Source organism: Citrobacter sp. KTE151 (assembly GCF_000398845.1).
In the GTDB taxonomy this organism is placed as follows: Bacteria; Pseudomonadota; Gammaproteobacteria; order Enterobacterales; family Enterobacteriaceae; genus Citrobacter; species Citrobacter braakii.
The window spans coordinates 576555-590116 of the sequence record NZ_KB976063.1; the positions used below are offsets into that span (position 1 = coordinate 576555).

At 52.8% G+C, this 13562-nt stretch carries 14 protein-coding genes; 4 read left to right on the forward strand and 10 right to left on the reverse strand.

The genetic code is table 11. The features are described from left to right. Position 1 precedes the first annotated feature (1 nt). Entirely contained in the window at positions 2-1003 is a 1002-nt protein-coding gene (locus tag WC7_RS18620) for a LacI family DNA-binding transcriptional regulator (protein WP_016152253.1), read from the reverse strand. 636 nt (positions 1004-1639) lie between these two features. On the opposite strand from WC7_RS18620, the gene chiP reads away from it, so the two are divergent. Both chiP and chiQ read left to right on the forward strand, forming a co-directional pair. Then, positions 1640-3046: a chitoporin ChiP gene (chiP, locus tag WC7_RS18615; RefSeq protein ID WP_016152254.1), complete on the forward strand. Its 1407-nt coding sequence runs from the start codon at positions 1640-1642 to the stop codon at positions 3044-3046. A 49-nt stretch (positions 3047-3095) separates the two neighbouring features. Next, positions 3096-3428, forward strand: coding sequence for a ChiQ/YbfN family lipoprotein (gene chiQ / locus WC7_RS18610; RefSeq protein ID WP_016152255.1), 333 nt, complete (start codon positions 3096-3098; stop codon positions 3426-3428). Positions 3429-3479: 51 nt separating this feature from the next. On the opposite strand, the gene WC7_RS18605 is transcribed toward chiQ, so the two are convergent. The 9 genes from WC7_RS18605 to ybfF form a co-directional block, all read right to left on the reverse strand. Further along, positions 3480-4775, reverse strand: coding sequence for an MFS transporter (locus tag WC7_RS18605; protein ID WP_016152256.1), 1296 nt, complete (start codon positions 4773-4775; stop codon positions 3480-3482). A 53-nt stretch (positions 4776-4828) separates the two neighbouring features. Next, positions 4829-5968: a tricarballylate utilization 4Fe-4S protein TcuB gene (tcuB, locus tag WC7_RS18600; protein ID WP_016152257.1), complete on the reverse strand. Its 1140-nt coding sequence runs from the start codon at positions 5966-5968 to the stop codon at positions 4829-4831. Then, positions 5955-7358: an FAD-dependent tricarballylate dehydrogenase TcuA gene (gene tcuA / locus WC7_RS18595; protein WP_016152258.1), complete on the reverse strand. Its 1404-nt coding sequence runs from the start codon at positions 7356-7358 to the stop codon at positions 5955-5957. The genes tcuB and tcuA overlap by 14 nt, the downstream gene beginning before the upstream one ends. A gap of 97 nt (positions 7359-7455) precedes the next feature. Continuing rightward, entirely contained in the window at positions 7456-8382 is a 927-nt protein-coding gene (tcuR, locus tag WC7_RS18590) for a tricarballylate utilization LysR family transcriptional regulator TcuR (protein ID WP_016152259.1), read from the reverse strand. Between the two features lie 128 nt (positions 8383-8510). Continuing rightward, positions 8511-8957, reverse strand: coding sequence for a ferric iron uptake transcriptional regulator (fur, locus tag WC7_RS18585; protein WP_003022836.1), 447 nt, complete (start codon positions 8955-8957; stop codon positions 8511-8513). Continuing rightward, positions 8950-9036 (reverse strand): ryhB-regulated fur leader peptide, encoded by an 87-nt coding sequence (locus tag WC7_RS26585; RefSeq protein WP_049259739.1) that lies wholly within the window; start codon positions 9034-9036, stop codon positions 8950-8952. The genes fur and WC7_RS26585 overlap by 8 nt, the downstream gene beginning before the upstream one ends. 210 nt (positions 9037-9246) lie before the next feature. Further along, on the reverse strand, positions 9247-9777 hold the full coding sequence (fldA, locus tag WC7_RS18580; RefSeq protein ID WP_003022839.1) for a flavodoxin FldA: 531 nt from the start codon (positions 9775-9777) through the stop codon (positions 9247-9249). A gap of 155 nt (positions 9778-9932) precedes the next feature. Beyond that, complete coding sequence (gene ybfE / locus WC7_RS18575) at positions 9933-10220, reverse strand: LexA regulated protein (protein ID WP_003022842.1); 288 nt, start codon at positions 10218-10220, stop codon at positions 9933-9935. Positions 10221-10348: 128 nt separating this feature from the next. Next, the gene (ybfF, locus tag WC7_RS18570) at positions 10349-11122 is read right to left on the reverse strand and encodes an esterase (RefSeq protein ID WP_032947058.1); all 774 of its coding nucleotides are present in this window, start codon (positions 11120-11122) and stop codon (positions 10349-10351) included. A gap of 194 nt (positions 11123-11316) precedes the next feature. On the opposite strand from ybfF, the gene seqA reads away from it, so the two are divergent. Then, positions 11317-11859: a replication initiation negative regulator SeqA gene (gene seqA / locus WC7_RS18565; protein ID WP_016152261.1), complete on the forward strand. Its 543-nt coding sequence runs from the start codon at positions 11317-11319 to the stop codon at positions 11857-11859. Between the two features lie 24 nt (positions 11860-11883). Then, positions 11884-13524, forward strand: coding sequence for a phosphoglucomutase (alpha-D-glucose-1,6-bisphosphate-dependent) (pgm, locus tag WC7_RS18560; RefSeq protein ID WP_016152262.1), 1641 nt, complete (start codon positions 11884-11886; stop codon positions 13522-13524). The last annotated feature ends 38 nt before the right edge of the window (positions 13525-13562 follow it).

Sequence of the window (13562 nt, forward strand, 5' to 3'; positions counted from 1 at the left end):
TTCAGGCGGATTCTCTTTTTACCAGGCCCCAGGGCATTTCTGTGGTGCTGCCCTGGAGCGGCGCGGTGATATCGGTTTGTGTCAGGAGGAGGGCGGCCGCTTTTTGCCCAAGCTGCTCCGGGTACTGGGCGATAGTGGTCAGGGAAGGGGTCACCAGCCCGGCGGCGGGAATATCATCGAACCCCATCACCGCAAGCTGCTCTGGGATCGTGATGCCTTTCTCCCTTGCGGCACGCATCACGCCGATAGCCATTAAATCGTTGGCGGCGAAAATCGCATCCGGGAGCGTGCCGTCATTAATCAGCTGCATCGCGATCTGATAGCCGCTCTGTTCGTTAAAACCTGGCAGAATTTTGATGCGCGGAAGGTGGCCGGCCTGGGTCATCGCCTGGCGATATCCTTCCACTCTGGCAGGCTCAGGACCGCCAGCGCTGGCGATCATCGTGATATTTTGGTGCCCCTGTGCCAGCAGATATTCGACGGCGCTGCGCGCGGCAGCGGCGTTGTCGATATAAACATTATGCAGCGGTAGCGGGCCGCTTTTTTTCATCCTGGCTTCAATACGTGCAATCGGGATCCCTGCCTGAAGATACGGGGCAAAATCTTTCATCCCGACGTTAAAAAATGTCCCCACCACGGCGTCGACCCGCCCCTGCGCTGACCAGCGCAAAAAATGCAGCTCTCTTTCCCGTAATCCATCGGTGCTGGCCACGATCGCATCGTAGTGATACCTATCCGTCACCGACTGAACACCACGGACGAGCGAGGCATAAAAAGGGTTGGCGATATCCGGCACGATGCAGGCGATCGACATGGTTTTATTGGTTTTCAGCGCTTGTGCAAAACGGTTCGGTATATATCCCAGCTGCCTGGCCGCTTGCTCAACCCGGCTCACTGTCTCCTGTGGGTAGGTGTGATTTCCTTTGGTGAGTACCACGGATACCACTGCCTGTGAAACGCCAGCCAGGGCCGCAACGTCTTTCTGCGTGATGCGTTTTGTCATTTATTTATCAACTTATACGTATAACTTGCATCTTTGAATAATGGGACACCCGGTAGCTGTCAATAAAAACCTTATAAAGTGAGTGTATTTGTGTGGAAAATCCGAGGACGGTCACATCAACGACGGAGAGTGAATTCAGGAGTTCAAACGTTCTGTTTGCAGAGCGAATTAATGACGCTCGAGAATTAATTTGTTTTGCGAATGCAAAGACAATTATTAGGGGTGGAATTATATATATAATAATAAAATTGAAGATATCTATATGTATATAAAGTGTTTTTTCTTGTTTTTGTGACTTTTTTTACTCCCAAAGCAAAATGTAACAGAAAACAAGAAAATATGTGCGGTTGCTCATACTATTACATACTCGTTACAGAAAGAGATTGATAATTCGCGTCGCGAAAAATAGTCTATTCATTGTAGTCACTGAGGTTTTCTCAGCGCTACTTTTTTAATTTTTGTTTTTTCGCTGTCCGCTTTTGTCGGCAGCATTTTATACCCAATGGATTTCGAGTTGCATCAAGGCGGAGACGCAGCGCGTGCGCTGTCCCCGAAGGGGCGAGGCCAAAGGCCGAGTAAAGCCAACACCGATGCAGCTTGAAAAACGAAGGGTTATACGTCAAAGAGGATTAACATATGCGTACGTTTAGTGGCAAACGTAGTACGCTGGCGCTGGCTATCGCCGGTATCACAGCAATGTCGGGTTTCGTTGTCGCTCCCCAGGTACACGCCGAAGGATTTATTGATGACTCAACCTTAACCGGCGGCATCTATTACTGGCAGCGTGAGCGTGACCGTAAAGATGTGACCGATCACGACAAATACAAAACCAACCTTTCTCACTCCACCTGGAACGCTAACCTCGACTTCCAGTCCGGTTATGCGGCTGATATGTTTGGTATTGATATCGCAGCATTTACCGCTATTGAAATGAACGAAAGTAGCGAAAGCGGCCATCCAAACGAAATTGCATTCTCGTCAAAAAATAAAGGCTATGATGAAGATTACTCCGGCGATAAGAGCGGAATTAGCCTTTATAAAGCAGCAGCCAAATTTAAATTCGGCCCAACCTGGGCGCGCGCTGGTTACATTCAACCAACCGGACAGACTCTGTTGGCTCCGCACTGGAGCTTTATGCCAGGTACCTATCAGGGTGCTGAAGCCGGAGCCAACTTTGACTATGGTGATGCTGGTGCACTGAGCTTCTCCTATATGTGGGCCAACGAATATAAAGCACCATGGCACACTGAAGTCGATAAATTCTATCAGGCTGATAAAAAGACCAGCGTAGATTATCTGCACTCAATCGGCGCGAAATATGACTTCAAAAATAACCTGTTGCTGGAAGCCGCATTTGGTCAGTCTGAAGGCTACGTCGATCAGTACTTTGCAAAAGCCAGCTATAAATTCGATTTAGGCGGTAACCCATTTACCACCAGCTACCAGTTCTACGGCGCGCGCGACAAAGTTGATGATCGCACCGTGAACGATATTTATGACGGTACGGCCTGGCTGCAGGCGCTGACCTTTGGCTACAAAGTGGCGGAAGTGGTTGACCTGCGTCTGGAAGGGACCTGGGTTAAAGCGGACGGGCAGCAGGGGTACTTCCTGCAGCGTATGACCCCGACCTACGCCTCATCAAACGGTCGCCTGGATATCTGGTGGGATAACCGTTCCGACTTCAACGCCAACGGCGAAAAGGCTGTCTTCTTCGGCGCAATGTATGACCTGAAGAACTGGAATTTGCCGGGCTGGGCAGTGGGCGCGTCCTACGTTTACGCATGGGATGCCAAGCCATCAACCTGGCAGATCAATCCGGATGCGTACTACGACAAAAACCGCACTATCGAAGAATCTTCTTACAGCCTGGATGCGGTCTATACCCTGCAAGAGGGGCGTGCGAAGGGCACCATGTTTAAACTGCACTTCACCCAGTACGACAACCATTCAGACATTCCGAGCTGGGGCGGTGGTTACGGCAACATCTTCCAGGATGAGCGCGACGTGAAATTCATCGTTATTGCTCCGTTCACCATCTTCTAATGCCAACAGCGGCAGGCCGGGCGCCTGCCGCATCGTTGAGGAAAGTGCTATGAAAAAACTGATACTCATCGCTGTTATGGCATCCGGGCTGGTGGCTTGCGCGCAATCCCCGGCACCAAAAGAAGACAGTCGTCTGAAAGAAGCCTACAGCGCGTGCATTACTACCGCGCAAGGATCGCCGGAGAAAATCGAAGCCTGCCAAAGCGTGTTGAATGTGCTGAAGAAAGAAAAGCAGCATCAGCAGTTTGCCAATGAAGAAAGCGTACGCGTACTGGATTATCAGCAATGCATCCAGGCCACGCGCACGGGTAATGGTCAGTCCGTTAATGCTGATTGCGACAAGGTCTGGCAGAAAATTCGTAGCAAGAATACTGCGCAGTAAATCGAAAAATGAAACAGACAACGGGCGGAGAGTTTTCCGCCCGTTTGCATTTCAGGGTTTATATTCCACCGGTTGATAACTCCGACTCAGCCGGACAAACAGCATTGCCGTGGCGGCGAGCCCGCAAAGTGCCGCACACATCAGCCACCATCCCGGTGAGCTTTTATCCCCGGTTAGCTGGACCAGCGCTGTGGAGATGACTGGCGTAAGGCCGCCAAAAATCGCCGTGGCAAGACTGAATGCCAGTGAAAAGCCCACCGTACGCACATAGACAGGCATCACCTCGGTGAGTGCGGCGACCATTGCCCCGTTGTACATACCAAAAAAGAACGAGAACCAAAGCAGGACCAGCGTCATGCGCGTGAAATCTGGCGCTGCGGTGAGCCAGTGCATAACCGGCCAGGTGGTGATCAGTGCAAGGATGGTAATCCCCATCAACACCGGACGACGACCAATTCGGTCAGAAATCGCCCCGCCAATCGGCAGCCAGATAAAATTAGAAATACCGACCAGCATGGTGACGATCAGGCTGTCGCGAGCGCTCAGGTGAAGTACAGCCCTACCGTAGGTCGGTGTGTAGACGGTAATAAAGTAGAACGTCGTTGTGGTCATCGCCACCAGCAGCGTACCCGCAGCGATGAGACGCCAGTTTTTGATGATGGTAGTAAAAATTTCCCTGGTGTCGGGACGGTGCGTACGTTGTAAAAAGGCGTCTGTTTCCTGAAGCGAGCGGCGGAGCACGAAGATCAAAGGAATAATCATGCAACCAATAAAGAATGGAATACGCCAGCCCCATTCAGAGATCTCATCGTGTCCCAGGGTGGCGTTCAGGCCGTAACCAATCAGAGCCGCCACCACAATGGCGACCTGTTGACTGGCGGACTGCCAGCTGGTGTAGAAGCCTTTATTGCCAGGGGTGGCGATTTCAGAAAGATAAACCGAGACGCCGCCCAGCTCCACCCCTGCAGAAAAGCCCTGTAATAATCGGCCGAGTAATACCAGGACAGGGGCCAGCAGACCAATACTGTGATAACCAGGTACCAGGGCAATCAGCAGGGTACCGCAGCCCATAATCGCCAGCGTCACCATCAGTCCTTTACGGCGACCAATTCTGTCGATATAAGCACCCAGCACAATTGCGCCAACAGGCCGCATTAAGAAACCTGAACCAAACACGGCGAAAGTTAACATTAGCCCGGCAAATTCACTCTCTGCAGGAAAGAAGGTCTTTGCGATATAGGTGGCGTAAAAACCGAACAGAAAAAAGTCAAACTGTTCGAGGAAATTACCGCTGGTTACCCGCAGTATTGCGCCGAAAGTTCCGGCGCGCGATGGTTGTTGTGTCATTGGGTTTGCTCCACTGTCTTATCATAATATTTATAGAGGTAAGAGTTTGCGGGTTAGTCGCCTGCGACCCCCGCCTGTTTGCCGCGCCGTTTCTCAATCGCCCACTTGAGTAAGGCTGCGCAGCGGTAAAATCCGTGGGCAAATTTTCCATAAGGAATGGTCAGAAAGAGCGCCATGACCACGCCGAGGTGAATGGCGAGCAAAATAGCCATCCAGGAGGTGTCTCTTCCCGCCAGCAGCGCTAAACCGGTCAGACTGGTCAGGAGCAGCAGCAAAATAAAACCGCGATCCATCGGTTTTTGCCGTGCGTCGCCATGCTGCGGTGAGCGCTTAAAATTGAGCCATAGTAAGCCAGCTGGGCCGACAACCAGGCCAATGCCGCCCAACGTGCCTAGCATTACCGGAACGCTGAAGAACGGATAGGGCGCTTCTATACCTGCAAAGTAGTGATAGCCCGTTGCCACCACGGTGGCGGCAAAGTCGAGCATAAAACCGTAGAAGGTGAAGTGATGGAAACGGCGGCGCATCAGGGTGAAGGCATCATCTGCCTCGTTACAACCTTTGCCATGCCCACCATCGAGATACTTCAGCGTCAGCGCATTGTGCGAGGCTTCAGCAATTTCAGCGGAACGCGGTACACCCGGAGAGATTTCGCGCCAGAAGCGGAGAACGCCCGCCATCAGCAGACCTATCGCCAGAATAAATACCGAACCAAACATCCATGCGAGCAGGTTATGCGGGAAAATTTGATAAAAATCCCCGGCCAGCGGAGGATGGAATAACGAGCCCTTTAAACTCATGGCGAGGAGTAAAAACAGGATCAGACCGAAAACCAGTGCCAGCGTCACGGTGATGCCTGCGCGACGATAAAGCGCGCCAAAGGCGGCGGGTTGCGCGTAGTGCTGATAGGTTTCGAGCCGCACTTTCGCCATCGCCTTCGGTACGTTGATGGCAAATTCATGAGGTGGGGCATACTGACACGCGTGCAGGCAGGCGCCGCAGTTATGGCACAAGTTAGCCAGATAATTGATATCCGCTTTACCGAATTCCAGGCGCTGAGTCATTGCCGGGAACACGGCGCAAAAACCTTCACAATAGCGGCAGGCATTACAGACCTGCATCACACGTTCAACTTCTGCTTCCGGCTCGGTGATAATTTGTGCTTCGATGATCAGTTTCTCAAGCTGCTTCATGACGTGCCTCCTTACGTGCTGCCAGCGCGGCTTCTTTTCCGGCAATGCGGCCAAAGGTTGTCCCGATCGACATGCCCACGCCAGCGGTGTAACCCTTGCCCAACACGTTGCCCGCCATCATCTCTCCGGCGACGAACAGGTTGCGGCTTGGCTGCCCGGCAAAGTGTACGGCAGCGCGTTCGTTCACTTTTAACCCAAGATAGGTGAAGGTGATCCCTGGCCGCAGGGCATAGCCGTAGTAAGGTGGCTGGTCCAGCGGTCGCGCCCAGTGTGTTTTCGCGGGGGTTAACTTCTTCGTCGTGCAGTTGTCCAGGACGGTATGGTCGAACTGACCTGGCTGGCAGGCGTTGTTGTACGCCGTCACGGTGTGGGTAAAGCGTTCGGCATCCAACCCCAACTGATGCGCCAACTCCGCCAGCGTATTCGCCTGTGCGCCGGGGAATACCGGTGGCATAAAGTGGCCGATGGCTTTACTGTCGATAATGGAATAGCCAATCTGTCCTGGCTGTTGGGCGACCAGGCGTCCCCAGATGGCGTAGCGTTTGGGCCAGAAATCTTCGCCTTCATCATAAAAACGTTCTGCGTCACGGTTGACTACTATGCCGAGTGAAACGCAGTCCACGCGGGTGCAAATCCCGCCGTCATATAATGGCGCTCTGGCATCAATGGCTACGCAGTGTGACTGGGAGGGTTCGCCGATGATGTCCGCCCCGGCATCCATCATAAATTTAAGCAGTACGCCCTGATTAAAGCGCGTGCCGCGAATCAGGAAGTTATCCGCAGGCCACTCGCCGCGGGCGTTCTCTCCCCAGGCTTCGCGCAGCCATTCGCGGTTTGACTCAAATCCGCCAGCGGCAAGCACGCAGGACTTAGCGGTTATGCGCTCTTCGCCTGCCAGCGCTGCCACAAACTCACCGTTATGCAGTTCAAGCGCCTGCACCGGTGTGTTGTAGCGGATTTGCACGCCTAACTTTTCTGCGCTGCGATAATAGGCATTCACGAGGGCTTTCCCGCCCCCCATAAAAAAGGCGTTGGTTCGCGCTACGTGTAAAGCACCGGAGAGAGGAGGTTGAAAATTAACGCCGTGTTGGCGCATCCAGTCGCGGCATTGTGAAGAGGTGCGGATCACCAGACGCGCCAGGGCTTCGTTAGTATTTCCCTCGGTGACGCGCCGCAGATCCTGCCAGAACTCCTCTTCAGGATAGCTTTCCACCAGCACATCCTGCGGCGCGTCATGCATACAGCGCAGATTACGCGTGTGTTGAGAATTTCCCCCGCGCCATTCCCGTGGAGCCGCTTCGAGCAGGAGTACCGAAGCTCCTTGCTCCCGGGCGGTTAGGGCAGCACATAACGCGGCATTGCCACCGCCAATCACCAGAACATCAACCATCGTATACTCCATTACCATTTAACTAATTGTTAAATTTGTAATTAAAATGTATACGCACAGCTTGTGCGGGCGCTATGACGAAGTGCTAAAGAGGGCTTTAGTTATTGTAAAGGATGGCGCCTGGCCAGCTTCCTGCTTCCACCAGTTGATGCATCACTTTTGTTAGCATGACGCGGGCGGCGAGGCCCGCGGGGGTGAGCTCATCATCAGAAAGGCTGACCAGAAAGTTGGGGCGACTCAGTATTGGATTATGGACGCCGATCACTCTTAGCGTCTCTTTATCTAGATGGGAAATCGCCGCGCCGGGCTGGAGAGTAGCGCCGATTCCACTGCGAACGGCGCGCATTAGCAGCGCCAGACCATCAATTTCTGTGGCGATCTCAATGCGCAGCGCGTGTTCCTGACAAATTGCTTCCAGCCTGCCGCGCAGACCGTGGCCTGGGCTGGGCATTATCAATGGGATACTTGCCAGCTGGGCTGGCGCAATATTGTCATCGGCAATATCGGCCAGTAAGGCATGAGTCCCAATCAAAAACAGGCGCTCTTCGAGAATCGGTCTTGCGCTCCAGCGCAGGATCTTTTCTTTTTGAAATACCACGGCCAGATCAATCTGGCGGGTATTAATCATCCGTTCCAGGTTGCCAGAGAGGCTTTCCACCACATGCAGGCGGACATCACTATAGCTTTCCCGCATGGCGTTAATAAAAGGCATGCCGAGAACGGAAGCGGTACTGGGGGCCATACCGACGCTGACGTGCCCGGAAAGCCGGGACTCTCGCGCGGCGAGGATTGCATCGTCTGCGTGGCGGAGCGCCAGCTGCGCCTGGGAGTAAAAAGCCAGTCCGGCGCTGGTGGGCGTCACGCCACGCGAGGTGCGCTGCAGCAGGCGAATAGCGAGTTCGTTTTCCAGGCGGGACATTTGCTGGCTGAGTGCCGAAACCCCAATATTGAGATCGAGCGCCGCGCTACCCATGCTGCCGGTTTCTACAATGCGAACAAAATAGCGTAGCTGGCGAAGTTCCATTTCGACTCTCCGGGAAGGGACTATTGATTTTACATTAAAGCAACACAGAAGTGGAGGGAAGGGGAAAAGGGGTGATAACGCCCATAAAAAAAGCCAACCGAATGGTTGGCTTTTCAGAAAGCATCACATTATTTACCGTCGTGAGCATGCTCATCTTCGCGGCAATCGCCTTCGGCGCAGTGACCGTAAAGATAGAGGCTATGGTTGGTTAAACGAATACCATGTTTAGCCGCAATCTCACGCTGGCGCGCCTCGATGGAATCATCGCTGAACTCGACCACTTTGCCGCAGTCGAGGCAGATGAGGTGATCGTGATGATGCTGTTGAGTCAGTTCGAAGACGGATTTACCACCTTCAAAATTATGGCGGGTCACGATACCGGCATCATCAAACTGGTTCAGCACGCGATACACGGTCGCCAGACCAATTTCTTCACCCATATCGATCAGACGTTTGTATAAGTCTTCCGCACTGACGTGATGGTTATCCGGTTCCTGAAGAACTTCCAGAATTTTTAAACGAGGAAGCGTTACTTTCAGGCCAGCCTTCTTTAATGCGGTATTGTTGTCAGTCATGCGGAATCTGTCCTGTAGCTAAACGATTCACTTCATTAACAGAAGTGACAGAAATTGCACTTGAGATAATGCGATTCATTATAGAACTGCCATGGCTAAATGAAAACTGCAAGTCTCTGGCATATATTGTTAATCAAAACGTGGTATCGCCGACAAACACACTGTGCAATACCCGATTGGCATCCGGCCATTGTACAGGGTCAGACGAAAAAGTTACAAATTTGTAGCAATTATTTTGATTGGTTTTATCTATTGATGTGGCGCAGATGGAAATCTGCGCCACACAAAATCAGGCATTGATGATTTCGTCGAGGTGCAGCTCCTCAGAGATCTGCTTAACCCATTTTTCTACGCGTTCGGCGGTCAATTCAGGCTGGCGATCTTCATCAATGGCCAGACCCACAAAGTGGTCGTCGTCAGCCAGGCCTTTGGACGCTTCAAAGTGATAACCCGCCGTTGGCCAGTGACCGACGATGGTTGCGCCGCGTGGTTCGATGATGTCGCGAATTGTACCCAACGCATCGCAGAAATATTCTGCGTAATCTTCCTGGTCGCCGCAGCCGAACAATGCAACCAGTTTGCCGTTAAAATCAATGTCTTCGAGGGTAGGGAAGAAATCGTCCCAGTCACACTGCGCTTCACCGTAGTACCAGGTTGGAATGCCGAGCAGCAAAATGTCATACCCTTCGAGGTCTTCTTTGCTGCTTTTTGCAATGTCATGTACATCGGCAACGTCTTTACCAAGCTGTTTTTGAATCATTTTTGCGATGTTTTCGGTGTTACCGGTGTCGCTGCCGAAAAAGATGCCAGTGATTGCCATGAGTAAAATAACCTCTTGAAACTTATTGAAATGGTGGTGGCGCATTGCCCACGGATAAGGGCAATCATAGCAGAACAGTCAGGCATGCGGAAACAGCAAACACGCAGGACTGCACTCTGTGCTACACGATTTATGATTTAGAGCAGAAATTCAGACTAAGCCTGACCGCGCAATGCGCTGAGTTGGTTCATCAGCATCTCTTCGATGAGTTCACTGCGACTCATGTTGCGCGCCTCGGCCAGCTCGTTCAGAGCGTCAACAGCATCAGCGTTCAGTTTCAGTTCGACACGCTTAAGCCCGCGAACTTTATCGCGTTTAAGCTGATTACGTTTGTTAATACGTAACTGTTCATCACGCGAGAGCGGATTAGTTTTGGGTCGTCCCGGGCGACGCTCCTGCGCGAACAGATCTAATGTCGTACGGTCCGTTTGTTCTTTGGCCATGATCTTGGTGACTTCGGGGAAACAATCAGCCAGGCGTCTGCCCGGATGGATAGCCCGCCATAATACATCAGCAGGGGAGACACGCCAACGCCCACGCGCGTAATCACGCGCAGACGCTGAGTTTTTAATCAGTTAGCCTGTTCGCTCAGATAACGACGGATGGCGCGCAGTACCGCCTCCGGTTTTTCCGCATGCACCCAATGGCCCGCGCCTGCAATAACGTGCGCCCGAGCCTGCGGGAATTGCGCCAGCAATTGTTCGCGATACGCTTCGGTAACATAAGGTGAGTTGCCACCGGGGATAAACAGCGCCGGGTGTTCCCACGCCGGGATGGTCTCCCAGCCGACAATATGAGGATATTGCTCCCACAGCACGGGAACATTAAAGCGCCATTCGCCGTCCACGAAGGATTTGAGCAGAAACTGGATCACGCCTTCCTCTTGCAGATGCTGGCGCATGACGCTCGCCGCCTGCTGACGCGAAGAGGACTGCGCGTCAGTTACTGCGTTAATGGCAGCAAAAATCTCATCGTGACGGCGAACATGATAGTCAACGGGGGCAATGTCGATGGCTACCAACCGTTCGACACGTTCCGGGGCCAACGCGGTTAACGCCATGACGGCTTTGCCGCCCATCGAGTGACCAATAAAGATCGCTTTTTCGATCTGTTGATCGTCCAGCGTATCCAGCAGATCTTGCGCCATGGCCGGATAATTCATTACAGGTGAACGCGGGGAGAGGCCATGATTTCGCATATCAACCTGGATGATATCGTGATCGGCCACCAGATCGCGCGCCAGGATCCCCAGGTTATCCAGACTGCCAAACAGGCCGTGCACCAGGACGATGGGAGAATTATTGTGCAGGTTTTGCGCAGATTGCGCTCGGATATTCAATTTCATGGCAAAGTTCTTTTTTTCACACTCACGGGTTAGGGTATCATGTTGACCATTCTGCCACATGGCTGCAACAACTACGGTTACTCTGAGTTTTGCCAGCCACCAGGCTTGACGCTATCCGCTGTTGGGATTTGCCTTTACACTACGCGTGTTGACCCCAACAACTTGTATTCAGCTAAACACTGCACTGGATTAAGATGAAAACGATTGAAGTTGATGATGAACTCTATAGCTATATTGCCAGCCACACCAAGCATATCGGCGAGAGCGCATCCGACATTTTACGGCGTATGTTGAAGTTTTCCGCCGCATCACAGCCTGTCACTCCGGTAGTAAAAGAAGTCCGCGCTGTGCAAGCTGTCGTGGAAGCGAAGCCGGTTAACCCCGTAAAAGATAAAGTGCGCGCAATGCGTGAACTGCTGCTGTCCGACGAATATGCGGAGCAGAAGAAAGCAGTAAATCGCTTTATGCTGGTGCTGTCTACACTCTATTCACTGGATCAAAACGCGTTCGCCGAAGCAACGGAATCGTTGCATGGTCGTACGCGCGTTTATTTTGCAGCAGATGAACAGACGCTGCTGAAAAATGGTAATCAAACCAAACCGAAACACGTGCCAGGCACGCCGTACTGGGTGATCACCAATACCAATACCGGCCGTAAATGCAGCATGGTTGAGCACATCATGCAGTCAATGCAATTCCCTGCGGAATTGATTGAAAAGGTTTGCGGAACAATTTAATCCTTGCATTAGAAGGACCAGGCAATGGCAATCCACAACCGTGCAGGTCAACCTGCGCAACAGAGTGATTTGATTAACGTCGCCCAACTGACGGCACAGTACTATGTACTGAAACCAACGGCAGGGAACGCTGAGCACGCCGTCAAGTTCGGTACGTCCGGACATCGCGGCAGTGCAGGTCGTCATAGTTTTAACGAGCCGCATATTCTGGCTATCGCTCAGGCGATTGCTGAAGAACGTGCGAAAAACGGGATCACTGGCCCGTGCTATGTGGGCAAGGATACCCACGCGCTGTCTGAACCGGCTTTTATCTCTGTACTGGAAGTGCTGGCAGCGAACGGCGTGGACGTCATCGTGCAGGAAAATAACGGCTTTACGCCAACCCCTGCCGTGTCGAATGCTATCCTGGTCCACAACAAAAAAGGCGGCCCGCTGGCTGACGGCATTGTGATCACGCCGTCCCACAATCCGCCGGAAGATGGTGGCATTAAATACAACCCGCCAAACGGTGGTCCGGCAGATACTAACGTCACCAAAGTAGTGGAAGACAGGGCTAACGCTCTGCTGGCTGATGGTCTGCAAGGCGTGAAGCGTATGTCGCTGGATGCTGCACTGGCATCTGGTCATGTAAAAGAGCAGGACCTGGTTCAGCCGTTTGTTGAAGGACTGGCCGACATCGTCGACATGGCGGCGATCCAGAAAGCGGGCCTGACGCTGGGCGTCGATCCGCTTGGCGGTTCCGGTATCGAATACTGGAAGCGTATTGCCAAGCACTACAACCTGAACCTGACTATCGTTAACGATCACGTTGATCAGACTTTCCGCTTTATGCATCTCGACAAAGATGGCGCAATCCGTATGGACTGCTCCTCTGAGTGCGCGATGGCGGGACTATTGGCTTTGCGTGACAAGTTCGATCTGGCCTTTGCCAACGATCCAGACTACGACCGTCACGGTATCGTCACCCCGGCGGGCCTGATGAATCCGAACCACTACCTGGCGGTGGCGATCAACTACCTGTTCCAGCATCGTCCGCAGTGGGGCAAAGACGTTGCCGTTGGTAAGACGCTGGTCTCTTCGGCGATGATTGACCGCGTAGTGAATGATTTAGGGCGTAAACTGGTCGAAGTTCCGGTTGGCTTTAAGTGGTTCGTTGACGGTCTGTTTGACGGCAGCTTTGGCTTTGGTGGTGAAGAGAGCGCGGGCGCTTCTTTCCTGCGTTTTGACGGTACACCGTGGTCAACCGACAAAGACGGCATCATCATGTGCCTGCTGGCGGCAGAAATTACCGCAGTGACTGGTAAGAATCCGCAAGAGCACTACAACGAACTGGCAGCCCGCTTCGGCGCGCCAAGCTACAACCGCCTGCAGGCAAGCGCGACCTCCGCGCAGAAAGCGGCGCTGTCTAAGCTGTCTCCGGAAATGGTGAGTGCCAGCACGCTGGCGGGCGATCCGATCACGGCACGTCTGACGGCGGCACCGGGTAACGGTGCTTCTATCGGCGGTCTGAAGGTGATGACTGACAACGGCTGGTTTGCTGCGCGTCCGTCAGGTACTGAAGACGCCTATAAAATCTACTGCGAGAGCTTCCTTGGTGAAGAACATCGCAAGCAGATCGAAAAAGAAGCCGTTGAGATTGTCAGCGAAGTGCTGAAAAACGCGTAAGTCTTGTTTGTACTGACGCGTTTTGTAGGCCCGGTAAG